Origin of the sequence: Thalassospira sp. (assembly GCF_002709775.1) — a bacterium.
Lineage (GTDB): Bacteria > Pseudomonadota > Alphaproteobacteria > Rhodospirillales > Thalassospiraceae > Thalassospira.
Genome location: NZ_PAQR01000033.1, coordinates 1 through 24,794, shown reverse-complemented (window position 1 = coordinate 24,794; position 24,794 = coordinate 1). Strand labels below are relative to the sequence as shown.

Here is a 24,794-nt window from a genome sequence, read left to right as displayed (position 1 = left end):
GATCAAGGGGCAATGGTCGCAGCTATGTTCTTCTTGCGCGTATGGTCGGGCTTTATGGCGGCAGAATGTGGCTTAATTGCGCATCTGTTCGGCGTTCTTGGCTTCGATTTCTTCCCAATAGCCGCTTTTCTTAAGCGATTCGGCAACTTCGGGCGGCATGTAGTTTTCATCATGCTTGGCGAGAACTTCAGACGCGATAAAGGTGCCTTCGCTGCTCATATGGCCTTCGGCGACTACGCCTTGGCCTTCACGGAACAGATCTGGCAAAATGCCGCGATAGGAAACCGGCACGGTTTCGGCCATGTCGGTCACGGCAAAGGCGATGGTTTGGCCGTCATCCTGCTTTGCCACCGACCCTTCGACGACAAGACCGCCAATGCGCAGACGCTGATCGGGATCGATGGGGGATTTTTCGGCGATTTCAGTCGGGCTGAAGAAGAAGACGACCGAATCTTCAAACGCGGTCAGCATCAGGGCCGCAGCACCACCGACGGCGAGCAGGATCGCACCGATGACATACATGCGTTGGCGTTTACGGATTTTTGCGCGGGAAAGGGACACAGTCGTTCTCCGTTCAGGATGCCTTTTGGGTCTTTTTGGTGCGGCGCGGACGCCGGGATTGCAAGACGGCCTCAAGCTGATCACGTTCGATGCGGCTGCTGCGCAAACCGCGCAGGGTGGCAATCAGCAAGACAATCATGGCAAGGGCGGTAAGACCATAACTGGCCCAGATGTAGCTGCCATAGCCGCCCATTGAGAAGAATTCACTCATTGTTTGGCCTCCGCATTGTGACCCGCTTCATAGGCCTTGTCTTTGGCTGCTGCCGGGGTCGCGGTTTCATCAAACATGCCTGAGAGGTGCAAGGCACGAATGCGGCGTTCGTTCAGTTCCAGACGCACGCGCAGGATCAGCAGGACAAAGTAATAGCAGGTGAAACCAAGGATCATCAGGGCAAGCGGCAATTGCATGCTCGGATCCACGGCCGGGCCGTCCATGCGCACGATGGAGGCTGGCTGATGAAGCGTATTCCACCAATCGACCGAGAATTTGACGATCGGCACATTGACCGCACCCACCAGTGCCAAGGCCGATCCGGCCTTGGATCCGCGTTCGGGATCATCAAAGGCATTCACCAGCGCCATATAGCCGAGATAGAGGAACAACAGGATCAGCATCGAGGTCAGGCGCGCATCCCATACCCACCAGGTGCCCCACATCGGTTCGCCCCATAGCGATCCGGTAATCAAGCAAAGGGCGGTAAAGGTCGCGCCAACCGGGGCGGTGGCGCGTGCGCAGATATCGGCCAACGGGTGTTTCCAGATCAGGCTCATCGCCCCGCAAATCGCCATGCCGACATAGCAAAACAGCCCCATCCACGCAGCGGGAACATGGATATACATGATCCGCACGGTGTGGCCTTGCTGGTAATCAACCGGCGACCCGATCAGGGAAAAGTAAAGCCCGGCCGCAATCAGGATTGCAGTCAGAACCGACAGCCACGGCAGGATCGGGGCTGTAAATTTCAAAAACACACTTGGTTTAGCAAAGCGATGCATTTTTCTTATCCTTGGTGCGGAAATCCGCAAAGGGTCATCCCGTCTCGTCGTCTTTTTATTCTATTCCATGGCCTGGCGTACGGCATGGGCGGTAGCAAAGGGTGCGGCTGCCAATGTCAAAAGCAGGATGGCGGCCATGATCTGTAGTTGCGCGGTCGCCGAAATTCCAAGTAGGGCGGCCTCAACCGCACCGGCTCCAAATATCAGTACCGGAATATATAGTGGTAAAACTAGAAGTGATACAAGAACACCTCCTCGTCGCGCGCCAAGTATCAGTGCCGCGCCAATCGCCCCGATCAGGCTAAGGGCCGGTGTTCCAAGCAACATGGCGATCATCAGAATGGCAAAACCGTTCTGATCCATATTGAGCATCACCGCCATCAGCGGGGCCGCAATGATCAGCGGAAGCCCGGTTGTCAGCCAATGTGCAAGCACCTTGCCCAAAATCAGAAGTTCGAGCGACACCGGCGACAAGGTTAAAAGTTCAAGCGATCCGTCTTCGTAATCGGCCTGAAAAACACGTTCAAGCGACAGCATGGCGGCAAGCAGCGCTGAGACCCAGATCACACCGGACGCGATGCGTGCAAGGATATTGACCTCTGGCCCGACGCCGAACGGAAAAAGTGTCGTGGTGACGATAAAGAAGGCCACGACCATGACGGAATCAGCCCCCTGACGGAGGGCCAGGCTGAGATCACGACGCAGGATAGCCAGAAAACCGTTCATTGTGCGGCCTCCTGCGATGTCGGGGTGCCTTTGGTCGGGGCCATGTCTTCGATATCGTCCTGTTCAGCCAGCCATTCGACCATCGGGATGGCGAAGTCATCGAGATCAAGAATGGTCGGGTTTTCGACATCAAGATCGATATGGGTCGAATAAACGACAATGCCACCATTGGCGCGAAACTCGGCAATCAGTTGTGCGAGTTCGGCACAGCTTTCGCGGTCGAGCCCCACGGTCGGTTCATCCAGCAGCCAAAGGTGACTGTCACCAATCAGAATGCGGGCAAGGGCCGTGCGCCGTTTCTGGCCACTTGAAAGGTAACGGCCGGTGACGCGCGACAGGTGGTGGATTTGAAGCGCATTGAGCGCGCGGTCAATCGCGGCTTCAAGAGCTGCAACACCGCGCAGCTGACCCCAAAGGCGCAAATTATCGCGCACGGTCAGAACCGGTTTGATGGCGTCCTGATGACCCAGATAATGAGTGCGGGCATGGTGGGCAGCGCGATCATCAGAAATGTTTTCGCCGTTCCAGCATAATGCGCCGGATCGCGGTGCGAGAAGACCCGCCATCAGGCGCAACAGGCTTGATTTCCCGGCGCCATTTCGACCACGCAGCATCACGGCATCACCGGATTTGGCCGAAAAGGAAAGGCCGCCAAATACCAGTCTTTCGCCGCGCAGGCAGGTCAGATCAGAACCGCTAAAATCAGCCATATAACCCGTTAGATTGTCTGAAATTCATTCTGCAACACGTCATGATATAACGCGTTCCAGCGGATTATTCATGCAATAACCGACAATCGTCTGGTTGGCATTGTTTCAAATCAATCCAAACTCACTATCAGGTGGGGTTTCAGTCTGTGAAACGGACCATCGCCGCACCACTGATCGGGCCGCCACGGCCATTTTGGATCAGAACCGCGATCCCGCCGTCATAGGCATCTGCCATGGCAAAGGGGATTTTCTGCTGACTGCTGCCATCCCACTGGCCGAGGCTGACCATTTCACGCACAACATTGGCATTGACCAACCGCTTGCCGGCATTTTCCCCGGACAGCACATCGCGTTGATGTTCCCGGTCAAAGCCGATCAACCAGACTTGCGCGATCCGGCCCGGCGAAGATCTGCCAACTCCACGAAGCGAGATCGTGCCTTTGGCCGGTTGTGCTGCGTCCGTTGTGCTTAGGTGGATGTTTGCAATGTCATCGAGGGGGGCGACGGTTGTGCTGGTGGTTTCGATCTGTTGTCTGGCAGTGGCGCGGACCACGTGATCGCCATTGATGATGACCTGCGGGGTATAGACATAACGTTCGCGCATGCGATTGGCATAGTCGCGCTGGCGTTCACTAAAGCGGGCATCGGAAAACGGATCTTCCCAGCCAAGATAGTTCCAGTAATCAACATGATAGGACAGCAACAGCAGATCATCATGCTGATCTGCCATGTCATGCAGGACCTGATCGGCGGGCGGGCAGGAGTTGCATCCTTGCGAGGTGTAGAGTTCGACAACCGCGCGGGGCAATACGCTTTCACTCGCGCCTGCCGGGGCGGATACGGTCATGAGCAACAGTGCAAGGGCACTTAAAAGGGGGCGAGGGTTTTTCATGACACTGATCATGCCTGAAAACCGCCATCACCGACCAATCACAAGGCCTTGAAAGCCAGGCGAGGTGCCAGAACGCGATGATCTTGTTGCGCTTTTTTTCTAGGAAGCGGCAGCGATTTTGGTCTTGGCCAGTTCGGAAACCTGTTCGGCGGGCATCGGATGTCCCAGAAGGTATCCTTGGATCAGGTCGCAACCCGCTTCGCGCAGCACTTCGAGCTGGTGTTCGTTCTCGACCCCTTCGGCAACGCAGGTTTTGCCAAGGTTGCGCGCCATGTTGATGATCGTGATCGGCAGGGTCTGGCCGTCCGGGCCATCTTCGATATCCCAGACGAAACTGCGATCAAGCTTGATCACGTCGAATGGCAAGGTGCGCAGGTAGCTGAGACTCGAAAAGCCGGTGCCGAAATCATCAAGGGCGATCCGCACACCAAGATCACGAAGGCGCTGAAGCTTGGCGCGCATATCGTCGATATTGCGCATGAACAGGCTTTCGGTGACTTCGATTTCCAGCCGGTCGGCGGCGACACCCTTATCAACGATGATGGCGCGCAGTTGTTCGGCAAAATCCATCGAGCCATAGAATTGCTGCACGGACACATTCACTGCAAGGCGCAGATTATGCAGGCCTTCCTGACGCCATGCGATCAGCTGATTACAGGCGGTGCGGATGACCCAGCGGCCCAGTTCGCCAATCACACCCATTTCCTCGGCAATCGGGATGAAGGTCGAGGGCGGAATGGTTTTGCCATCTGATGTGGTCCAGCGCAGCAGGGCTTCGACCCCGGCAATTTCGCCGGTCTTGGCATCAAATTGCGGCTGATAGACAAGGTGGAGTTCCTCGTTATCGATCGCGCGGCGCAAGGCGGTTTCAAGGGCCAGGTCCGCGCCCTTCTGACTGTGCAGATTAACGCTGTATAGCCCGACGCGGTTGCGCCCCTGTTCCTTGGCCTGGGTCATTGCCAGTTCGGCACAGCGAATGATGTTGCTGGTGTCGTTGGCATCTTCCGGGAAGGAGGCAATGCCGATGCTGGCCGAAAGATAGACATCCTCGCCCTTGCGGGTCAGATGCGCTTCCCCCAGGCGGTTCAGCAGCTTTTCGGCAATGTTGAAAGCTTCTTGTTCGGTATTCACATGCGGCAGGATCGCGGCAAATTCATCCGCCCCGACGCGGGCGACAACGGCATCGTGGCCGAGTTCGCGGCTCATGCGGCGGGATACTTCGACCAGAACATCGTCACCAATATTGTGGCCCAGCGCATTGTTGACACGCTGGAAGTTGTCAAGATCCAGCATGGCGATGGTCAGCGGCCGTCCGAGCCTGCGCGCCCGCCCGATATGAAGCGACAGCAATTCCGAAAAACGGCGACGGTTCGGCATGCCGGTCAGTTCATCGGTAAAGGCAATCCGCAGTACATCTTCGCGGTTCTTTTCCCGCCCGCTGATATCGGTGAAGATCGATGCATAATGGGTGACAGTACCTTCGCCATCACGCACGGCCATGATCGACAGCCATTCGGCATAGATCTCGCCCGATTTGCGGCGGTTCCAGATTTCACCTTCCCATTTGCCCGTACGGGTCAAATCCGCCCAGAGCTTTTCATAGAAAGCCTTGTTCTGGCGGCCGGATTTGAGGATGGCGGGCGTCTTGCCAATGACTTCTTCTGCCTGATAGCCGGTCACGCGCGTGAAGGCCGGGTTGACGGCCTCGATCTCGGACTTGGCATTGCAGATCATCACGCAGTCGGGCGAATTTTCGATCAGCTTGTTGGCAAGGGCCAGTGACTGGCGCGCCTTGGTCAATTCGCTGCCACTGTCCTCGGCAAGGCTGCTCAGATGGATCAGGTAATCCTGTTCGATGAATTCCAGCAGGTCGGCAAATGACAGAACGCCGATGGTTTCGTCATTATGGTTGTGGACCACAAGATGACGGAAATTGTCGCGCATCATCATGTTGCGCGCGTCATCAAGGTTCATGTCCTGACGGATGAAGGTGACCGGGCGGGTGGCAATGTCGCCCGCTGTCAGGTTTTCATGCTCTTCGGCCAGATGGCGAAGGATGTCGCGTTCGGTGATGATGCCGGTCTGAAGTTCGGCCGGTTGATCGTCCGGGAAGCCTGTGATAATCGCGCTGTCGCATTTTTCGGAATGCATGCGCTGACGCAGTTCCCAGACACGAATGTTCTTGTGCGCGAAAACGGTTGATTGGCGTACAGCATCGGCAACGTCGTTGGCGATGAACGGTTTTTTATCGCCAACATGGCGGATCAGATCGGTCTGGCTGATGATCCCGACAAGGCAGCCATCAGCATCAATGGTAACAAGATGACGCACGCCACGGTCGCGCATGCGAACGATGGCGGATTGCGGCGTGGCATGGACCGAAATGGTGTGAACCGGTTCTGACATGCGCGTCGAAACCGGTTCGGAAAATGCAGCGGATGTTGTGGCCGGCAGAGAGAGCAGATCATGCTCGGTGACGATCCCCACCGGTTTGTTTGACACCACTACAATAATGGAACTGCTGTTGGCATGACGCATCTTTGCAACCGCTTCGCCAAGGGTTGCTTGCGGGCTACAACTTAAGACTGTTCCGGGTGAGAGTGTACCGACCGTCAGACCAAACGGACGTCCGTCTGAGGATGTGGGGCGTATCATGTCTTTGCTCTGTCAGACTCTGTTCTTGTTCGCTTTATTCTTAAGAGGGTGATTTCTTGGCGGCCATACCTATCAGGTTCGGCGCTCTTGAGAATTGTTCTGGATCAAGTGTACGGGTTTTAACCGACACGCGGTCAGTTTTTTAATTAGATAAAACAAAAACACCCCACCGGAGAACCGGTGGGGTGTCGAAATGTCGGCCTTAGATTTCAGAAAGAAATCAGGCAGCTTTCATCATGTTACGCAGAACGAACTGCAGGATGCCGCCGTTCTGGTAGTAGAGAACTTCGTTCTCGGTATCGATACGGCAGGTGGCAACGAATTCTTCGCTGCTGCCATCTTTGCGCGTGATGCGAACCGTGACGTCCTGAAGCGGGGTGATGCCATCACCAATGCCCAGAACATCAAAGGTTTCCGAACCGTCCAGCTTGTAGGTCGCACGACCTTCGCCGTCCTTGAACTGCAGCGGCAGAACGCCCATGCAGACCAGGTTGGTGCGGTGGATACGCTCGAAGCTTTCCGCGATCACAGCTTTGACGCCAAGCAGGTTGGTGCCTTTTGCTGCCCAGTCACGCGAAGAACCGGTGCCGTATTCCTTACCGGCGACGACGACCAGCGGGGTACCTTCGGCCTGATAACGCATTGCAACGTCATAGACCCAGCCCTGTTCGCCCGACGGATAATGAACCGAAACACCACCTTCGGTGCCCGGTGCCATTTCGTTACGGATACGAATGTTGGCAAAGGTACCGCGCATCATGACTTCGTGGTTACCACGACGTGCGCCATAGGAGTTGAAGTCACGAACAGAAACGCCGTTTGCCTTGAGGTATTCACCTGCCGGGCTTTCTTCCTTGATCGAACCGGCCGGGGAAATGTGGTCGGTGGTGACCGAGTCACCGAGGATCAGGAGCGGACGTGCGCCATGAACTTCAGAGAAGTCACCCGGTTCTTTCGCCATGTTGACGAAGTAAGGCGGGTTCTGGACGTAGGTGGACTTGCCATCCCACGCGAAGGTTTCGCCTTCGGTGATTTCAATGGCCTGCCACGGCTTCGGACCTGCAAAGATGTTGTCGTAACGCTCTTTGTACATCGCTGCCGAGATCGAGGACGCAATGGTGTCTGCGATCTCTTTGTTGGACGGCCAGATGTCTTTCATGAAGACGTCTTTGCCGTCTTTGTCGGTGCCGATCGGATCCTTGTTCAGGTCGATCTTCAGGTTACCGGCAAGGGCATAGGCAACAACCAGCGGCGGGGAGGCAAGGTAGTTTGCCTTCACGTGCGGGCTGATACGGCCTTCGAAGTTACGGTTACCGGACAGAACAGCCGTTACCAACATGTCCTGATCTTCGATGGCACCAGCGATCGGGCCAGCCAGCGGGCCGGAGTTACCGATACAGGTGGTGCAACCGAAACCGGCAACGTTAAAGCCGAGCTGATCCAGGTAATCCTGAAGGCCTGCTTTTTCGAGGTAGTCGGCAACAACGAGCGAGCCCGGTGCGAGCGAGGTTTTCACCCACGGCTTGCTTTTCAGGCCAAGTTCGACAGCTTTTTTCGCCAGAAGACCTGCTGCGATCAAAACACTCGGGTTCGAGGTGTTGGTGCAAGAGGTGATCGCGGCGATAACGACGTTACCGTCTTTCATTTCGAAGTTTTCATTCGAAACCGGGACAGAGCGGTCGGTGTCAACACCCGGTGCCATGTCGGCAAAGGTTTTGTTGAAGCTCGATACGGCGTCTTTGAGCGGAACACGGTCCTGCGGACGCTTCGGACCCGAAAGGGCCGGCTCGACGGTCGAGATGTCGAGTTCAAGCGTTGCGGTGTATTCAGCTTCGAAGCCCGGCTCGCGCCACATGCCCTGTTCTTTGGCATATGCTTCGACAAGGGCGATCTGGTCTTCGTCACGGCCGGTCGAACGCATGTAGTTGAGCGTTTCGTCATCGATCGGGAAGAAGCCACAGGTCGCACCATATTCCGGTGCCATGTTACCGATGGTCGCACGGTCCGGCAGGCTCATGTGGTCAAGCGCATCGCCATAGAATTCGACGAATTTGCCGACAACGCCTTTTTCACGCAGCATCTGAACGACGCGCAGAACAAGGTCAGTTGCGGTAATGCCTTCTTTCATGGTGCCGGTCAGCTTGAAGCCGACGACTTCCGGGATCAGCATCGAGATCGGCTGACCAAGCATTGCTGCTTCGGCTTCCAGACCACCAACACCCCAACCCAGAACAGCAAGGCCGTTTACCATGGTGGTGTGGGAGTCGGTACCAACCAGCGTGTCCGGATAGGCAACGGTTTTGCCGTCTTCGTCTTCGCCGGTCCAGACGACCTTGGCAAGATGCTCGACGTTCACCTGGTGGCAGATACCTGCGCCCGGCGGGACAATGCGGAAGTTGTTGAAAGCGTTCTGGCCCCAACGCAGGAAGCCATAACGTTCGCCGTTGCGTTCGAACTCGACTTCCATGTTTTTGTCGAGTGCGTCGTCGGTGCCAAAGAAGTCGATCATGACCGAGTGGTCAATGACGAGGTCAACTGGTGAAAGCGGGTTCACCTTCTGGGCGTCGCCACCCATGTTGACGACGGCATCACGCATTGCTGCAAGGTCAACGACGGCGGGAACGCCGGTGAAGTCCTGCATCAGAACGCGGGCCGGACGATAGTTGATCTCGTGGCTGCTCTTGTGCTCTTTGAGCCAGTCAACAACAGCTTTGACATCGTCGGTTTTAACGGTGAAATCGTCTTCGTAACGCAGAAGGTTCTCAAGAACGACTTTCAGCGTGAAGGGAAGTTTTGAAACGTCGCCGAATTTCTCGGAAGCAACTTTGAGGCTGTAATAGTCGACGGACTTGTCCCCGACTTTCAGCGTGCGGCGCGTTTTCAGGTTGTCTTTGCCACAAATGGACATCAGACCCTCCTCAAGGTGGTTAAAAGGGCTTGTCGTGACAAGACACCCCGACCGTCGGAGCGCCGAGCGGTGGGCTATCTGTGTTGCGTGACGCGGGTCACGGCTACATATCTATGTGCAACGGGGTTACACCACAATTCCCTGTGAAAGTCCAGACCCCGAAAAGGGGTATTGGGGAAAACCCGTTGATCACAGCATATTGGCAAAGTCCAACAAGCATAAAAGCAGCTGTAGACGATATGTGCCGTGGCTTTTGACCTTTCAATAGGATGGGGCAAGCCCGGAGTCTGTTTTTTCATGACATGTTTATGATCGCACCGTCCTGATCGGGCGATGGTTGCCCGTGCGCGGATCCCGCCGACTTGTCAGTACGGACGACTCCGCCTCGGAGTCGGGGCGACGGGGACGGATAAGGGTGTAAAGCGGCATGGTTGCCGGGGCGCTGATTGTGCGGTGCATGATTGCGAATAATTTTTGCAATGCGGCGATTATCGATCCCCCGAACTGGCCGGTCAGCCAGATAACGTTACGTAATCAAGGGTAGAATGGGTGACATGTTCACCGGGCAAATAATTGTGCGGTGCGAATTTGTAGAAAAGTCCCAACCCCTTGAGAATCATTGCATTGACGCAATATGCTGAAATTGGTACTTAAATGCCTATTAAATGTGTCACGCCCGGTTTCCGTAAGGTCAGGGTCATAAAATAAACGACACATCATCAGGGAAACTGAACAGCGGTTTGCAAATTTTTGCGCGATAGAGCCCGAAATGCGGTTCTGCGGTATTTGCGGCCCAAGTCAGGGAGGAATGCGACGGCATGACGTCACAGAGTCCTATTCTACAGATTAGCGACGTGTCGCTTGTTTTCGGCGGTGTACGTGCGCTGAGTGATGTCAGCTTTTCGGTTCAGCCGGGCGAGCTTTTTTCGATTATCGGCCCGAATGGTGCCGGCAAGACATCCATGTTGAACTGCGTATCGGGGCGCTATACCCCGACCATGGGAACGGTGTCCTTCAAGGGGCAGGATGTTACCGGGCTCAAGCCCAATGACCGTGCCGAACTGGGCATTGGTCGTACGTTCCAGAACCTTGCGCTTTTCGGGCACATGAATGTGCTTGATAACATCATGGTTGGCCGTCACCACCTGCTGAAGAACAACTTCATCAACGGGCCGCTTTACTGGCTTGGCGGCGCGCAGAAGGAAGAGCTTGAGCATCGTCGCTTCTGTGAAGACGTTATCGACTTCCTTGAAATCTCCCACATCCGCAAGGCAACCGCAGGCACGCTTTCCTATGGTTTGCGCAAACGCGTGGAGCTTGCACGTGCGGTGGCGCTGCGCCCGGATCTGATCCTGCTGGATGAGCCGATGGCGGGCATGAACCTCGAAGAAAAAGAGGACATGGCGCGCTTTATCATCGACCTCAATGAAGAATGGGGCATGACCGTTGTCATGATCGAACATGACATGGGCGTGGTTATGGATATCTCCAACCGGGTGATGGTCCTTGATTTCGGTCGCAAGATTGCCGAAGGCCTGCCTGATGAAGTGATGGCCAACAAGCATGTGAAGAAAGCCTATCTCGGCGAAGAAGACGACGAAACGGATGAAGACGAGCAGGTGGCCTGAGCATGAGCAGCAATATCCCGGAATATGCCGACACCAAGTCGCTGGATACTTTCCCGAAAGTGCTGGCCTACAATGCGCGCAACTGGCCCAAAGAAGTCGCCATGCGCGAAAAGGAATTCGGCATCTGGCAGGAATTCACCTGGCAGGACTATAACGACCGCGTCAAATGGATGACGCTTGGCATGCGCGCCCTTGGCCTTGGGCAGGGTGACGTTGTTGGCATCATCGGCGAAAACCGCCCGGAATGGGTTTGGGCCGAAATCGCTGCCCACGCGCTGCGCGGTATGTCGGTCGGTCTTTATCAGGACAGCCTGCACGAAGAAGTCGCCTATCTGATTACCTATTCAGGCGCGCGCATTCTGATCGCCGAAGACGAAGAGCAGTGCGACAAGCTGATCGAGCTTGGCGACGACATCCCGACCGTGGAGCACATTGTCTATTGTGACCCGCGCGGGATGCGAAAATACGACGATCCGCGTTTGATGGATGTCGAAAAGCTTTATGAAATGGGCCGGACGTTCGAAGAACAGAACCCGGGTTCCTATGATCAGATGATTGCAGATACCCGTGGCGATGAATGCGCGATCCTGTGCACCACGTCGGGCACGACATCCAAGCCGAAAATGGCGATGCTCAATTCCGGTGATTTCCTTGATCACTGTGCAGCCTATCTTCGTGCTGACCCGAAATACCCGGGTGACAACTATGTCTCGGTCCTGCCGCTGCCATGGATTATGGAGCAGGTCTATGTCGTTGGTCAGTCGCTGATCAGCCGCCAGATCGTCAATTTCGTCGAAGAGCAGGAAACCATGATGGCCGACCTGCGCGAAATTGGTCCGAACTTTGTTCTGCTGGCACCGCGTGTTTGGGAAACCATTGCGGCGGATGTTCGCGCAAGGATGATGGATTCAACGCCCTTCAAACAAAAGATGTTTGATTTCGGCATGGCATTGGCGCGTACCGCCATGGAAAACGGCGGTCATTCGAAAATGGCCGATGTGATCCTGATGAATGCGCTGAAAGACCGGCTTGGTTTTTCCAATTTGCGGTCGGCTGCCACCGGCGGTGCCGCGATTGGCCCGGAAACCTTCAAGTTCTTCCACGCGATGGGCGTTCCGCTGCGTCAGCTTTATGGTCAGACCGAGCTGTGCGGCGCCTATACCATCCATCAGCCAGAAGACATTGATTTCGACACGGTCGGCGTTGCCTTTGACAATTCCGAGATCAAGGTGATCAACACCGATGAAAATGGTGTCGGCGAAATCGTTGCGCGCACGTCGGGCATGTTCACCGGATACTACAAAAACCAGGCCGCCTATGACGAAGACGTCAAGGATGGCTGGATGCATACGGGCGATGCCGGTTACTTCAAGGACGAGAACAAGCACCTTGTGGTGATCGACCGTATGAAGGATCTGGCGGAAACATCCACCGGGGTGCGCTATTCGCCGCAGTTTATTGAAAACAAACTGAAATTCTCGCCGTTCATTGCCGAGGCCGTGATCCTTGGCAAGGACCTGCCGTTCCTGTCGACCATGATCTGTATTCGTTATTCGATCATGGCGAAATGGGCCGAGCAGCGCGGGATCGCCTTTACCAACTACACCAACCTGTCAGCACAGCCGCAGGTCTATGACATGATCACCGAGGAAATCCGCGAAGTGAACAAGACGCTTCCGGAAGCCCAGCGGATCAAACGGTTCCTTCTGCTTTACAAGGAACTGGATGCCGATGACGGCGAGCTGACCCGTACGCGCAAAGTGCGCCGTGGCGTGGTTGCCGAAAAATACGCCGGCATCATCGATGCGGTTTATGCCGGCAATGACAAGGTTGATATCGACACCATGATCACCTTCCAGGACGGGTCAAAAACCCGCATCCAGACGAGTGTGAAGGTTGTTGATCTTGATAATGACAAGGTCGCACAGACGGCCCCGAAAGCCGCCGAATAAGGCAGCAGCATAACTGTGGCCCCGGCCGGGAAATAACCGGTGCGCGGGCCGCCATTACAGGGATGGCAACATGAATTTCGAACTTCTGTTCCAGCTTCTGCTGAACGGTTTGATTGTCGGGACACTCTATGGCGTTGTCGCCATGTGCTTTGTTCTGATCTACAAATCGACCCAGATCGTCAACTTTGCCCAGGGTGAGTTCCTGCTGATCGGGGCATGGGTGTGTTATGCATTCCTTGTCGAAATGCAAATGCCCTTCTGGCTGGGTTTCCTGTTTACGTTGCTGTTTATGATGGCGTTTGGCGTTGTCCTGCAGATGGTCGTGTTACGACCGATGATTGGCGAGCCGATCATTTCGGTCATCATGGTGACCATCGGGCTTTCGATCTTTTTCCAGGCTGCGACCAAATGGATCTTCGGGGCGACCACCGCGACCTATCCGCAGGTGTTTGAAACCCGATCGGTCAACCTTTTGGGAATGCAAATCGAGACGGCCTATATCATGAGCTTCGTGATCTCGTTGTTCATCATGGCCGGGTTCTACTGGTTCTTTAAATATTCCAAGCTTGGCCTTGCCATGCGCGCAACCGCCTTTGATCAGCAGGTTGCCCAGAGCCTTGGTATTTCCGTCAAAACTGTGTTTGCGATGTCATGGGCGATCTCGGCGCTTGTATCGGGTGTCGCAGGCATCGTGATCGGCATGGTCAATGGCGTGTCGTCGGCCCTGTCGGTCATCGGGATCAAGGTGTTCCCGGCGGTGATCCTGGGCGGACTTGATTCCATCGTTGGCGCGATTGTCGGCGGCGTGATCATTGGTCTTCTGGAAAACACCGCAGAGTTCGTCGACGGCCAGTATCTGCACTGGGGCAACCTGTTCTCGATCGCACCGTTCTACGTGCTGATCATTATTCTGTGCATCAAGCCGTATGGCCTGTTTGGCACCAAAGACATCGAACGTATTTAAGGGGCGGAGTAACACGTTATGGCTGGATTTTCGCTACGTCCTTGCGGTGACTTCCGAACGACCTATCGTCAGGATACCCGCATCTTTGATACGACCTATATCCGCAACGCCGCGATCCTTGGCATCTTTGCCGTTGCCATGATCCCGTTTGTTCTGGATGGCTATTACGTCAACCTGTTCATCCAGATTTCGTATTTCGCGATTGCCGCATTGGGTCTGAACATTCTGGTTGGCTTTACCGGGCAGATTTCGCTGGGCCACGCCGCGTTCTTTGGTTTTGGCGCCTTTGCCTCAGCCTGGATAAATAACACGACCGGTATTCCGGTCTTGCTGTCGATCCCGTTGGCCGGGTTGATGACGGCGGCGGTGGGTATGCTGTTTGGTTTGCCAGCGGCCCGCATCAAGGGGCTTTATCTTGCGATTGCGACCCTTGCGGCCCAGTTCATTCTTGAAGATTTCTTTGCCCGTGCGGAATGGTTCACCGGTGGTTCCTATGGGGCGGCGGCAAATCCGATCAATGTGTTTGGCTATGAAATCTATGACGATTTCAGCTTCTTCTATGTCGCGCTGTTCTTCCTGGTGGTGATGTATCTGCTGGGCACGAACCTGATGCGGACCCGCGATGGCCGTGCCTTTGTGGCGGTGCGCGACCATTACCTTTCGGCTGAAATCATGGGGATCAACCTCACGAAATATCGCCTGATGAGCTTTGCGATTTCGTCCTTCTATGCCGGTGTCGGCGGGGCGATGTATGGCCATTATCTTGGCTTTGTCTCGGCCGAGGGCTTTACCATTCTGCTGTCGATCCAGTTCCTGGGCATGATCATTATCGGTGGTCTGGGCTCGGTCAAAGGAACCCTGATGGGCACGGTCTTCATGGTGCTACTGCCCGAAGTCATGGAAAGTGGTGTCAGTGCACTTAGCATATTCGAATGGGCCAGCTCGACGGCTGTGACCGATGGTCTGGCTTACATCAAGGAGATGGCAATTGGTCTGGCCATCATCCTTTTCCTGATCTTTGAGCCGGATGGGCTTGCCCATCGCTGGCAACAGATCAGGGCGTACTGGAAGCTTTATCCCTTCTCGTACTGATCAAAACCCCGAACCCGGCCCGCTTATAAAAAATCAAAGGGCCGGGATCAAAACGGGGCGACCGGGAGGCTTACTTTTGTGAAAACGTCCAAGGGAGACGTCGTGATGAAAAGATTGATTGCTGCGACCGCGATGGTCGCAACGGGGCTGTCCTTCTCGGCAGCACAGGCAGATGACGATATGGTCTTTGTCGGCCATCTGATGGACATCACCGGTGCCACCGGCTTTATCGGCAAGTTCTATGCTGATGGTGTGCGTGATGCCCTGTCCTATGTGAACGTCAATGGCGGCATTGATGGCACGGTTCTGGATTCTGAATCCGTCGACTATGCCTATAAAGTTCCGCAGGCGATTGCGAACTACAAGAAATGGCGTTCGCGTAACGACATGATTGCGATGCAGGGCTGGGGCACGGGTGATACCGAAGCCCTGATCAGCTTTGTCGCCAATGACAAGGTTCCGGTCTATTCCGCATCCTATTCCGGCCATCTGACCGATCCGACCGCAAAGAACCCGAAAACCGCAAAGCCGGCCCCTTATAACTTCTTCTATGGTGCATCCTATTCCGATGCTTGCCGTGCGATGGTTCAGTGGGCAGCCGAAGACTGGAAACAGTCGGGCGGTTCGGGCAAGCCGGTCTTCTCGCATATCGGTGATAACCACCCGTATCCGAACGCACCGAAAGAAGCATGCGCAGAATATGCCACCGAGCTTGGCTTTGAAGTGACCGCACCGGTGGTTGTTTCGATGAAGCCGGGTGACTTCAAGGCACAGTGCCTGACCATGAAGGAAGCTGGGACCGACTATGGTTACCTTGGCAACCTCGGCCCGTCGGTTGTGTCGCTGGTGAAATCCTGTGACACGGTTGGCGCGACCCCGAAATGGCTGGCTAACATCTGGGCTGGTGACTACGAGACCCTTAAAACCATCGGTGATGTCGATAACTACATCTTCCCGGCCATGACCAGCTTCTGGACCGACGAAGGTGTTCCGGGCATGGAACTGGTGCGTGAAATCTCCAAGATGTCGGACAGCTCGGGCGAGCAGTTCCGCACCCATCACTACATCCGTGGCATTTGCTCGGTCTATTACATGAAAGAAGCCATGGAATGGGCCAAGGCCAATGGTGGTCTGACCGGCGAGAACATCAAGGCTGGCATGTATGCCCGCCAGGATTGGGTTCCGGCAGGTCTTGAAGGTGTGTGCATGGAAGCGAACTGGACCGCCGAGGACCATCGCGGCATCAACACCGTCAACATCTATAACGGCAGTGCGAAAGGCGGCGAAGTTACGGTGACCAAGGTCAATACCGTCACCCTGCCGCGCCGTGACGACTGGCTTGGTTACTAAGATCAACCAGTAAGAAGAACGTCTCCCAGACTGTTCGGGGGCAGGGCATAACACGCAAGATGCCCTGTCTCCGACAGCTGGAGATCACAAGACGATAATTCGAAAGGGACACCATGGCAGAGCCCGCCCGCAAAGTCGAAACCGCCGAACCGATGCTGTCGGTCAATAACATCGAAGTCGTCTATGACGAGGTGATTCTGGTCCTGCGTGGCGTCTCGCTTGAGGTTCCGCAAGGCAAGATCGTTACCTTGCTCGGCCCGAACGGTGCCGGCAAATCCACAACGCTGAAAGCGATTTCGGGTTTGCTGAAAACCGAAGACGGCGAAGTCACCCGTGGTGACATCAATTTCATGGGCAACCAGATTGCCAATGGCAACCCCGAGGATATCGTGCGCTCCGGCCTGTTTCAGGTCATGGAAGGTCGCCGTATCATCGAGGACATGACTTGTATCGAAAACCTGCGTCTGGGCGCCTATACACGCAAGGACAACAAGGTCAAAGACGATATCGAGATGGTCTTTGAATATTTCCCGCGCCTTAAGGAACGTACTGGTCTTGCCGGTTACCTTTCAGGTGGCGAACAGCAGATGCTGGCCATCGGGCGTGCGCTTATGGCGCGCCCCAAGATGATCTTGCTTGATGAGCCGTCGATGGGGCTTTCGCCGCTTCTGGTCAAGGAAGTGTTCGGCATCATTGAAAAGATCAATCGCGAGCAGGGCATCACCATGCTCATCGTTGAACAGAACGCCAACTTTGCGCTTAAAGTTGCCGACTATGGTTACATCATGGAAAGCGGTAAGGTTGTTCTGGATGGCACCCGTGACGAGCTTCTCAATAACGAGGACGTCAAGGAGTTCTATCTCGGCGGCGGTTCTGAAGAACGCAAAAGCTTCAAGAACATCAAGTCCTACAAACGCCGCAAACGTTGGCTTTAGGATGAATACGCCAACCACATCCATGTCTGTGGTTGGCGCCTTTGAATGAAAGACGGGTATGATGCTTAAGACTTATTTTGACGAGCGCGAAACGCGAACCCAGGAAAGCCGCGAGGCTGGCCTGATGGCAGCCTTGCCGCGTATTTTGCATCATGCCAAATCAAAATCCGCTGCCTATGGCCGGATGCTTGCCGATGTTGACGTTCAGTCGATCACCACCCGCGAAGCCTTGGCAAAACTGCCGGTGACGCGCAAATCCGACCTGATTGATGCACAGGCCAAGGAACCGCCACTGGCAGGTCTGAATGCAACGCCGATCCCCGCGATGGCGCGCCTGTTCCAAAGCCCCGGTCCGATCTATGACCCGCAGGGCAAAGGCGATGACTGGTGGCGGATGGGGCGTGCGTTCTTTGCTGCGGGCTTCCGCCCGGGCGATATCGTGCATAACTGCCTGTCTTATCACCTGACACCGGGCGGCTTTATCTTTGACAGTGGTGCACGTGCGTGCGGTTGCGTTGTCGTTCCGGCTGGTGTCGGGCAAAGCGAAGCACAGGTCAAGGCGATCAGCGACCTTAAGCCAGCAGGCTATAGCGGTACGCCATCCTTCCTGAAGATCCTGATCGAAAAGGCCGAGGAACTTGGTGCTGATATCAGCTCGATCAAACTTGCGCTGGTATCGGGCGAGGCGCTTCCGGAAAGTCTTCGGGCCTGGTTTGCCGAACGTGATATCGCCATGCTGCAATGCTATGCCAGTGCCGACCTTGGTCTGATTGCCTACGAAAGTGATGCCAAGAACGGCATGATCGTTGCCGAAGACATCATTCTTGAAATCGTCCGTCCGGGTACTGGCGAGCCGGTGGCAGAGGGCGAGGTTGGTGAGGTTGTCGTTACCACCCTTAATATGGACTATCCGCTGATCCGCTTTGCGACCGGTGATCTGTCGGCGATTGCGCCGGGTGAAAGTGGCTGTGGGCGCACCAACCATCTTATCAAGGGCTGGATGGGGCGTGCCGATCAGACAACCAAGATCAAGGGCATGTTTGTCCATCCGCAACAGATTGCTGAAGTCGTCAAACGCCATGACGGGATCACCAAGGCCCGCCTTGTGGTCACGCGCGAAAACGACAATGACACCATGACGCTCAACTGCGAGGGCATTGACGCCAGCCAGTTTGATGCGATTGCCGAGACGCTCGCCAGTGTTTGCAAGCTGCGTGGTGCTGTTGTGGCAGCCGAAACCGGTAGCTTGCCCAATGATGGCAAGGTGATTGATGATCAGCGCGACCATGGTTGATTAAGTTAACTGACTTAACGTTTCATTCCCGCTCGGGAAACTTGATGCCGTCCGGTTTCGACCGGCGGCATTTCTTTTTGCATCGCTGGGCTAAAAACGACACTCCCTTGAAGATCGAACCGTTTACCGACAAAGGTTCTAAAAAATGTAAGAGACTATTGATTGTTTGGGGCTAGTGTTATCAGCAACAACTTCATTGGTAAGCTTGATGATCCAGAAAAGGTTAGCCAAATGAGCGATACAACAACTTGTGTACGGGCGCCTGAGGTAAGCGAAGAAGGCTATGCCAGTCTGGCGGCATCCGTTCATCGCGCATCGACCATCGTGTTTCCCGATAGTGCTGCTTATGCCAATCGGGCAGAGCGCGGAGCGGATGGCTATAGCTATGGGCTGAGTGGAACGCCAACTACGCGAAAGCTTCAGGCCGCGATCAATGAGCTCCAAACCGCAGAAGGTACTTTGCTGCTGCCGTCCGGGCAGGCAGCAATCATGTTGGTGTTCGTTTCGGTTTTAAAACCTGGCGACACGGTCTTGGTTCCTGATTGCGCCTATGCACCAGTTCGGTCGTTCTGTAAAAACTTTCTGGCACCACGGGGCATTCACCATCGTGTTTACAACCCGTTGGCATCCGCTGATGAAATAGCGGAGTTGTTTGACGAAACCGTGCGCCTGATCTGGGTTGAGACACCCGGTTCCACCACGATGGAAATGAGCGATGTTACGGCGCTTGTTGCCAAGGCGCATGCGAGTGACATCTTGGTTGGCTGCGACAATACTTGGGCGACCCCGCTTAATTTCAAGCCGGTATCGGTTGGTGTGGACTTTGTGGCTGAAGCGCTGACCAAATATCCAGGCGGGCATTCAGACGTTTTGATGGGGTCGGTTTCTGTACGTGATCGCGATTGGTTCCTGTCATTGAAATCAATGATGAGCATGATGGGGCTGGGTGTGTCGCCTGATGATTGCGCACTTGTTTTGCGTGGTCTTGAAACAATGCCATTGCGGTTGCGCCATTCGCAGAAGGTGGCCCTTGAGTTTGCACAGCGGATTTGTGATCAGGTGTCGCCCGATCTGGTGCTGCATCCCGCCTTGCCGAATGACCCTGGACACGCACTTTGGAAACGTGACTTTTCTGGTGCCAGTGGTGTGTTCAGCATCGTCATTCCCGATGAAAAGGTATCATTCGTGACTGAGGCGATCGATTGTGCCAAAACCTTCTCGATCGGGGCATCGTGGGGTGGCACGCATAGTTTGCTGGCGCCGATGTCGGTCGCAGCAGATAGGACGTTCCCATGGCCCGGCGATGCCAATATGATCTTGCGGATCAGTATTGGCTTGGAAGATCCCGATGATTTGTGGCGGGACCTGCAGTCGATTGTTGATGCGATAGCATCTTAGATTTTTTGATCGTGATTGTACGCGAGCGACATTAGCGGCCAGATGACACCGGGGAAGTAATGGCAAGGACTAACAAGGCATTTGCCGTTTCCATGATCACGATTTGCCAGTTGATGGCGCTTGCCTTGTGGTTTTCCGCAACGGCCGTGTTGCCGCAATTGCGCAGCGAGTTTGGCATTGGGGCATTGCAGTCATCGCTGTTTACCAGCGCGGTCTTGCTGGGCTTTGTTCTGGGAACTGTCTGCAGCGCGATCCTTGGTCTGGCAGACCGTATCGAGCCCCGGCGTTTCTGGGCGGCATCGGCGATCATTGCCGCGACGGCCAATATCCTGATCCTTGTGGTTCCCATTGATGGTGTTGTGGTGATCCTGCTGCGTCTGATCACGGGCGTCTGTATGGCAGGGATTTATCCCATCGGCATGAAGATGGTCGCGACCTGGTCGCGGGGTGATACCGGGTTTCTGGTCGGGCTTCTGGTCGGGGCGCTGACGATGGGGTCGGCCATGCCGCATCTGTTTGCGGTCGCGGTACCACTTGATTGGCGATATGTGATCATTACTGCCAGTGTCACTGCCTATCTCGCCGCGATTGCCATCTTGTTCGTACATCTGGGTGGCACACCGGGACGGTCGCCGCGTTTTGATCCGAGGATGGTGGGCAAGATCTGGTCAAACAAGGCACTGCGTCATGCGTGCTATGGCTATTTCGGTCACATGTGGGAGCTTTATGCCATGTGGGGCTGGATCGGTTTGTTCCTGTATGGCGCCTTTTCCGAACGCATGGTTGATAATCCCGGTGTCTGGTCGGCTTTGTCGACCTTTGCCATCGTTGGTGTCGGTGCCTTCGGGTCTTTGGCCGGTGGCTATTACGCAGACCGGATCGGGCGCACGACGGTGACGATTGCCGCCATGGTGGTCAGCGGAGCCTGTGCGCTCATTGCCGGTAGCTTGGCTGATGCATCGTTTGTTGTGCTGCTTGTGATTTGTATTGTTTGGGGAATTTCGGTTGTCGCAGACTCTGCGCAGTTTTCATCCTGTGTGATCGAGCTCGCCGATCCCCATCAGGTCGGCACCGCATTGACCCTGCAAAATGCTATCGGGTTCCTGATTGCTCTTGTTTCGATCCATCTGGTGCCGGTGATTGCCGATCAGACCGGTTGGTGGGGCGCATTTGCCATGCTGGCGGCTGGCCCAGTCTTGGGCACGATTGCGATGGTTCGATTGCGCATGATGCCAGAGGCAATACAGCTTGCCGGTGGCAGAAAGTGACTTTTTGACCGTGCAAGGTTGTAATTTCGCGTGATCGTCTTCACTTGACAGCTGCAAGCTAAAAAGCTGCGCTGTTTGGGTTTTCTTGACCATTAACTGTACTAATATTACTTTCTGGCGGAATTTTCTTGCTGCCTCGCGTTTTGGGGGCGATGCGGCGACTATCCAAAAATAAGGGTCTTTCATGAGTCTCACCCTCATTGTTTTGCTTCCCTTCATTGGGGCGGTCTTACCCGCCATAATGATCAGGGCCGGGCGCAACGCATGTGCGACAGCGACCGGTTCTGTCACGCTGCTTGCCCTGATCCTGCTGATGGCAAAGGCCCCGGCGGTCATTGCCGGCGAGGTATTTCAGGTCAGTTATAATTGGTTGCCGGAGCTGGGTCTGAATGTGACCTTCTTCCTTGATGGGCTGGGCTTGCTGTTTGCGACCCTGATCCTTGGCATCGGCTTGCTGATTATCATCTATGCGCGGTTCTATCTTTCCAAGGACGACCCGATGGGCAGGTTCTATGTGTTCCTGCTGTTGTTCCAGGGGGCCATGGTCGGCATCGTTCTGTCAGATAACATTCTGCTGCTGTTGATTTTCTGGGAACTGACGTCGCTGTCCTCGTTCCTTTTGATCGGCTATTGGAAACATCTTCCGGCTGGTCGTCAGGGCGCGCGTATGGCGCTTGCCGTGACGGGGGCCGGTGGTCTGGCGATGATTGCCGGGATGCTGATCCTTGGCGATATTGTCGGGTCCTATGATCTGACCGTCATTCTGCAGAACGCCGATCTGATCCAGGCATCGCCGATGTATCTGCCGGCCTTGATCCTGATCCTGCTGGGCTGCTTTACCAAATCCGCACAGTTCCCGTTCCACTTCTGGCTGCCGCATGCGATGGCGGCACCGACACCGGTTTCGGCCTATCTGCACTCGGCCACAATGGTGAAGGCGGGCATCTTCCTGATGGCCCGCATGTGGCCGGTTCTCTCGGGGACGCCGGAATGGTTCTATATCGTTGCAACAGCCGGTCTTGTGACCATGGTGCTTGGCGCATGGATTGCGATCTTCAAGCATGACCTTAAGGGGCTTCTGGCCTTTTCCACGGTCAGTCATCTTGGTCTCGTGACCATGTTGCTTGGTTTCGGAACACCAATGGCCGCTGTTGCCGGTGTCTTCCACATCATCAACCATGCGACCTTCAAGGCAGCGTTGTTTATGACGGCCGGTATCATCGATCATGAAACCGGGACCCGTGACATTCGTCGCTTTGGCGGTTTGCTGAACCTGATGCCGATTGCCGGCACCATCGGGATTATTACTGCGGCCTCGATGGCCGGTGTCATTCCGTTCAACGGATTCATTTCCAAGGAAATGATGCTTGAGGAAGCATGGCACACCATGTGGCTTGATCAGAACTGGGTGCTGCCGCTTCTGGCGACTGTTGGTGCCCTGTTCTCGGTGGCTTATTCCTTCCGGTTTATCTTCCATGTCTGGCTGGGCAAGCCGCGGGATGAGAACCTTCCGCATCATCCGCATGACCCGCCATTTGGCATGTGGGCACCGCCCGCCTTGCTGACCATTCTGGTTGTTCTGATCGGTCTGTTCCCGGCAACCATCGCAGGGCCGCTGGTGGCTGCGACCGCGGGTGCTGTTACCGGTGGTGAGTTGCCGGAATATCACCTTTCGCTTTGGCATGGTCTGACACCGGCACTTGGCATGAGTGTGATTGCGCTGATTGGTGGTTCGCTGTTGCTGATGCGCCATGGTGGCCTGATGTCTGCAACCGCCAACCTGTCGCGTCCGGATGCCAAGGCGATGTTTGATTGCGGAATTGCCAAGGCTGTCGCGCTAAGCCGACTGGTTTCGGACAATCTGCATAACGGATCGCTGCAGCGCTATCTTGCGATCATGGTGATCGGAGCGATTGGCATCGGGCTTTCGGGCTTCTATGCCAAGCCGGACTTCCAGTCGGGCACGCGTGAGCTTCTTGAAGTTTCCCCGCCTGCGGCGATTGGCTGGTTGCTGTTGATGGTGACCTGTGTCGCATCTGTGTTCCTGCATCACAACCGTCTGCTGACCCTTCTTCTGGTGGGGGTGATTGGTCTGATCGTATCGCTTGGCTTTATCTATCTGTCCGCACCGGACCTTGCGCTGACGCAGATTTCGGTCGAGGTGGTAACAGTCATCCTGATGTTGCTGGCGCTTAACATCCTGCCAAAGGAAACGCCGAAGGAAAGCCTGCCGGGGCGTAAGATGCGCGACGGTATTGTTTCCATCGCGGCCGGTCTTGGGGTTGGCGGGGCGATCTGGGCAATCATGACACGTGATCTGCCCAATTCGATCTCGTCCTATCATCTGGCGAACTCGAAGATCGAGGGTGGTGGCACCAACGTTGTGAACGTCATCCTCGTTGACTTCCGTGGCTTTGATACCTTTGGCGAGATCATCGTGCTTGGTATCGCAGCGCTTTCGATCTTTGCGCTGGTTGAAACGGTCACCAAGGGGGATGCCGCACGGCGTCTTGCTGATTGGGTGGTTGAACGTCGTCGTTCGCCGAACCGCCATCCGATGATGATGGTTGTTGCGACCCGCGTGATGTTGCCGTTGTCACTTATGGTCGGTGTTTACATCTTCCTGCGGGGTCATAACGAGCCGGGTGGTGGCTTTATCGCCGGTCTGGTCGTGTCGGTCGCCCTGATCATGCAGTATATGGCATCCGGCTTTGGCTGGGCCCAGAACCGCATGAAGGTGAATTATCATGGGATGATCGGCCTTGGTGTGATTGCCGCGGCAATTACCGGGGCTTCGGCCTGGGTTGCGGGGCTTCCGTTCCTGACCAGTGGCTTTACCCATGTTCATCTGCCCATCGTTGGCGAGTTTGAGCTGGCATCTGCCATGGGCTTTGACCTTGGCGTGTTCCTGACCGTGGTCGGGGCTGTGATGCTGGCACTGGCCAAGCTTTCACAGATCGAACGCATGGCAGAACATGTCGACATAAATGCCGAGCCGATGGATCACGATCCGTCTGCACCGGTGGCAACGCCGGAAAAGGAGGCCTGATATGGAATTTCTTGTCGCAAGTAGTATCGGGCTTCTGACAACGTGTGGCACCTATCTGTTGCTGCGCGGGCGGACCTTCCCGGCAGTGATCGGGTTGGCTTTGTTGTCCTATGCCGTGAACGTTTTCCTTTTCGCGATGGGCCGTTTGACCATCAATATGCCGCCGATCCTTCGTGATGGCGTGACCGAATATACCGATCCGTTGCCCCAGGCACTTGTCCTGACGGCGATTGTGATTTCATTCGGCATGACCGCTCTGATCGTGGTTCTTGCGATCAGGGCTTATCTTGAAATCGGCAATGACCATGTTGACGGTCGCCCGGTTGGTGAGCCATCCGAAGCAGGAGATAAAAACTGATGGGTGACTGGATTGTTGTTCCCATAGTGCTGCCCGCCGTGATGGCCGCCCTGATTGT

The 24,794-nt window shown here is 55.3% G+C and carries 19 protein-coding genes; 11 read left to right on the top strand and 8 right to left on the bottom strand.

Going from position 1 to position 24,794, the window contains the following annotated elements:
• Positions 1–72: 72 nt before the first annotated feature.
• From ccmE to acnA, 8 genes are all read right to left on the bottom strand, one after another.
• Entirely contained in the window at positions 73–561 is a 489-nt protein-coding gene (gene ccmE / locus CMO10_RS12335) for a cytochrome c maturation protein CcmE (protein ID WP_082049565.1), read from the bottom strand.
• Between the two features lie 13 nt (positions 562–574).
• Positions 575–772 carry a heme exporter protein CcmD gene (ccmD, locus tag CMO10_RS12330; protein WP_044827690.1) on the bottom strand — a complete coding sequence of 66 codons (198 nt, stop codon included), beginning with the start codon at positions 770–772 and terminating at the stop codon, positions 575–577.
• Positions 769–1,557, bottom strand: a complete 789-nt coding sequence (locus CMO10_RS12325) for a heme ABC transporter permease (protein WP_297022543.1) — start codon at positions 1,555–1,557, stop codon at positions 769–771. The genes ccmD and CMO10_RS12325 overlap by 4 nt, the downstream gene beginning before the upstream one ends.
• Before the next feature lie 60 nt (positions 1,558–1,617).
• Positions 1,618–2,283 (bottom strand): heme exporter protein CcmB, encoded by a 666-nt coding sequence (ccmB, locus tag CMO10_RS12320; RefSeq protein WP_297022540.1) that lies wholly within the window; start codon positions 2,281–2,283, stop codon positions 1,618–1,620.
• Complete coding sequence (ccmA, locus tag CMO10_RS12315) at positions 2,280–2,993, bottom strand: heme ABC exporter ATP-binding protein CcmA (protein ID WP_297022536.1); 714 nt, start codon at positions 2,991–2,993, stop codon at positions 2,280–2,282. The genes ccmB and ccmA overlap by 4 nt, the downstream gene beginning before the upstream one ends.
• A gap of 139 nt (positions 2,994–3,132) precedes the next feature.
• On the bottom strand, positions 3,133–3,885 hold the full coding sequence (locus tag CMO10_RS12310; protein ID WP_297022533.1) for a DUF1223 domain-containing protein: 753 nt from the start codon (positions 3,883–3,885) through the stop codon (positions 3,133–3,135).
• A 99-nt stretch (positions 3,886–3,984) separates the two neighbouring features.
• Positions 3,985–6,540 carry an EAL domain-containing protein gene (locus tag CMO10_RS12305; protein ID WP_297022530.1) on the bottom strand — a complete coding sequence of 852 codons (2,556 nt, stop codon included), beginning with the start codon at positions 6,538–6,540 and terminating at the stop codon, positions 3,985–3,987.
• A 220-nt stretch (positions 6,541–6,760) separates the two neighbouring features.
• On the bottom strand, positions 6,761–9,448 hold the full coding sequence (gene acnA, locus CMO10_RS12300; RefSeq protein ID WP_044827696.1) for an aconitate hydratase AcnA: 2,688 nt from the start codon (positions 9,446–9,448) through the stop codon (positions 6,761–6,763).
• An 818-nt stretch (positions 9,449–10,266) separates the two neighbouring features.
• Between acnA and CMO10_RS12295 the strand changes: the two genes are divergently transcribed.
• The 11 genes from CMO10_RS12295 (at position 10,267) to CMO10_RS12245 (ending at position 24,736) form a co-directional block, all read left to right on the top strand.
• The gene (locus CMO10_RS12295) at positions 10,267–11,076 is read left to right on the top strand and encodes an ABC transporter ATP-binding protein (protein WP_044827697.1); all 810 of its coding nucleotides are present in this window, start codon (positions 10,267–10,269) and stop codon (positions 11,074–11,076) included.
• Positions 11,077–11,078: 2 nt separating this feature from the next.
• Positions 11,079–13,028 (top strand): long-chain fatty acid--CoA ligase, encoded by a 1,950-nt coding sequence (locus CMO10_RS12290; protein ID WP_297022522.1) that lies wholly within the window; start codon positions 11,079–11,081, stop codon positions 13,026–13,028.
• Positions 13,029–13,098: 70 nt separating this feature from the next.
• Positions 13,099–13,992: a branched-chain amino acid ABC transporter permease gene (locus CMO10_RS12285; protein ID WP_044827699.1), complete on the top strand. Its 894-nt coding sequence runs from the start codon at positions 13,099–13,101 to the stop codon at positions 13,990–13,992.
• A gap of 18 nt (positions 13,993–14,010) precedes the next feature.
• On the top strand, positions 14,011–15,084 hold the full coding sequence (locus CMO10_RS12280) for a branched-chain amino acid ABC transporter permease (protein ID WP_297022519.1): 1,074 nt from the start codon (positions 14,011–14,013) through the stop codon (positions 15,082–15,084).
• A 105-nt stretch (positions 15,085–15,189) separates the two neighbouring features.
• Positions 15,190–16,434 (top strand): ABC transporter substrate-binding protein, encoded by a 1,245-nt coding sequence (locus tag CMO10_RS12275; RefSeq protein WP_297022516.1) that lies wholly within the window; start codon positions 15,190–15,192, stop codon positions 16,432–16,434.
• A gap of 152 nt (positions 16,435–16,586) precedes the next feature.
• Entirely contained in the window at positions 16,587–17,369 is a 783-nt protein-coding gene (locus CMO10_RS12270) for an ABC transporter ATP-binding protein (RefSeq protein WP_363928342.1), read from the top strand.
• Between the two features lie 58 nt (positions 17,370–17,427).
• On the top strand, positions 17,428–18,663 hold the full coding sequence (locus CMO10_RS12265; RefSeq protein WP_297022508.1) for a phenylacetate--CoA ligase family protein: 1,236 nt from the start codon (positions 17,428–17,430) through the stop codon (positions 18,661–18,663).
• A 231-nt stretch (positions 18,664–18,894) separates the two neighbouring features.
• Positions 18,895–20,061: a trans-sulfuration enzyme family protein gene (locus tag CMO10_RS12260; protein WP_297022505.1), complete on the top strand. Its 1,167-nt coding sequence runs from the start codon at positions 18,895–18,897 to the stop codon at positions 20,059–20,061.
• Positions 20,062–20,120: 59 nt separating this feature from the next.
• The gene (locus CMO10_RS12255) at positions 20,121–21,329 is read left to right on the top strand and encodes an MFS transporter (protein ID WP_297022500.1); all 1,209 of its coding nucleotides are present in this window, start codon (positions 20,121–20,123) and stop codon (positions 21,327–21,329) included.
• 184 nt (positions 21,330–21,513) lie between these two features.
• Positions 21,514–24,378: a monovalent cation/H+ antiporter subunit A gene (locus tag CMO10_RS12250; protein ID WP_297022498.1), complete on the top strand. Its 2,865-nt coding sequence runs from the start codon at positions 21,514–21,516 to the stop codon at positions 24,376–24,378.
• Between the two features lies 1 nt (position 24,379).
• Complete coding sequence (locus CMO10_RS12245; RefSeq protein ID WP_044827705.1) at positions 24,380–24,736, top strand: Na+/H+ antiporter subunit C; 357 nt, start codon at positions 24,380–24,382, stop codon at positions 24,734–24,736.
• The last annotated feature ends 58 nt before the right edge of the window (positions 24,737–24,794 follow it).

What these genes read in the sequence shown, in the direction of transcription:
- CMO10_RS12295 (WP_044827697.1), top strand. Translation starts at nt 10,267, where the DNA reads ATGACGTCACAGAGTCCTATTCTACAGATTAGCGACGTGTCGCTTGTT.
- CMO10_RS12280 (WP_297022519.1), top strand. Translation starts at nt 14,011, where the DNA reads ATGGCTGGATTTTCGCTACGTCCTTGCGGTGACTTCCGAACGACCTAT.
- CMO10_RS12290 (WP_297022522.1), top strand. Translation starts at nt 11,079, where the DNA reads ATGAGCAGCAATATCCCGGAATATGCCGACACCAAGTCGCTGGATACT.
- CMO10_RS12250 (WP_297022498.1), top strand. Translation starts at nt 21,514, where the DNA reads ATGAGTCTCACCCTCATTGTTTTGCTTCCCTTCATTGGGGCGGTCTTA.
- CMO10_RS12260 (WP_297022505.1), top strand. Translation starts at nt 18,895, where the DNA reads ATGAGCGATACAACAACTTGTGTACGGGCGCCTGAGGTAAGCGAAGAA.
- ccmB (WP_297022540.1), bottom strand. Translation starts at nt 2,283, where the DNA reads ATGAACGGTTTTCTGGCTATCCTGCGTCGTGATCTCAGCCTGGCCCTC.
- CMO10_RS12285 (WP_044827699.1), top strand. Translation starts at nt 13,099, where the DNA reads ATGAATTTCGAACTTCTGTTCCAGCTTCTGCTGAACGGTTTGATTGTC.
- ccmD (WP_044827690.1), bottom strand. Translation starts at nt 772, where the DNA reads ATGAGTGAATTCTTCTCAATGGGCGGCTATGGCAGCTACATCTGGGCC.
- CMO10_RS12305 (WP_297022530.1), bottom strand. Translation starts at nt 6,540, where the DNA reads ATGATACGCCCCACATCCTCAGACGGACGTCCGTTTGGTCTGACGGTC.
- CMO10_RS12245 (WP_044827705.1), top strand. Translation starts at nt 24,380, where the DNA reads ATGGAATTTCTTGTCGCAAGTAGTATCGGGCTTCTGACAACGTGTGGC.
- CMO10_RS12325 (WP_297022543.1), bottom strand. Translation starts at nt 1,557, where the DNA reads ATGCATCGCTTTGCTAAACCAAGTGTGTTTTTGAAATTTACAGCCCCG.
- CMO10_RS12275 (WP_297022516.1), top strand. Translation starts at nt 15,190, where the DNA reads ATGAAAAGATTGATTGCTGCGACCGCGATGGTCGCAACGGGGCTGTCC.
- CMO10_RS12255 (WP_297022500.1), top strand. Translation starts at nt 20,121, where the DNA reads ATGGCAAGGACTAACAAGGCATTTGCCGTTTCCATGATCACGATTTGC.
- ccmA (WP_297022536.1), bottom strand. Translation starts at nt 2,993, where the DNA reads ATGGCTGATTTTAGCGGTTCTGATCTGACCTGCCTGCGCGGCGAAAGA.
- acnA (WP_044827696.1), bottom strand. Translation starts at nt 9,448, where the DNA reads ATGTCCATTTGTGGCAAAGACAACCTGAAAACGCGCCGCACGCTGAAA.
- CMO10_RS12265 (WP_297022508.1), top strand. Translation starts at nt 17,428, where the DNA reads ATGATGCTTAAGACTTATTTTGACGAGCGCGAAACGCGAACCCAGGAA.
- CMO10_RS12310 (WP_297022533.1), bottom strand. Translation starts at nt 3,885, where the DNA reads ATGAAAAACCCTCGCCCCCTTTTAAGTGCCCTTGCACTGTTGCTCATG.
- CMO10_RS12270 (WP_363928342.1), top strand. Translation starts at nt 16,587, where the DNA reads ATGCTGTCGGTCAATAACATCGAAGTCGTCTATGACGAGGTGATTCTG.